The following is a 310-nucleotide window of genomic DNA, read 5'->3' as shown; positions in this document are numbered from 1 at the left end:
GGGTCGGCGGAGATGCGGGGTTCGGGGAGGTCGGGGCAGTCGTCGCAGACGGCGACGCGCAGGAGGGTCGGCCGCAGGGAGACCAGGACGGCCGGGGCGGGGCAGCCTCCGTGCTGCCAGGCGTTGACGAAGAGTTCCTGGAAGGCGAGTTCGGCGTCGGCGATGGCGTCCGGCCGCCAGCCGGCGGCGTGGAGGACGGAGCGGAGTTCGGCCCGGACGGCGGAGCAGTCGGGCGGGTTGCAGGCACGCATGGCGAACCTCCAGGGGGAGGGGCAGGGAGGGAGGAAACGTCGACGGATGCGCCACCGTG

The 310-nt window shown here is 74.2% G+C and carries 1 protein-coding gene; it reads right to left on the bottom strand.

From position 1 onward, the window contains the following. A partial coding sequence (locus VR45_RS20250; protein ID WP_045941214.1) for an ATP-binding protein occupies positions 1–251 on the bottom strand: 251 nt, incomplete at its 3' end. Positions 252–310 lie beyond the last annotated feature (59 nt).

It is taken from the genome of Streptomyces sp. NRRL S-495 (assembly GCF_000966955.1).
Taxonomy (GTDB): domain Bacteria; phylum Actinomycetota; class Actinomycetes; order Streptomycetales; family Streptomycetaceae; genus Kitasatospora; species Kitasatospora purpeofusca.
The sequence above is the reverse complement of the archived record's forward strand: the minus strand, read 5'-3'. Positions and strand labels throughout refer to the sequence as shown.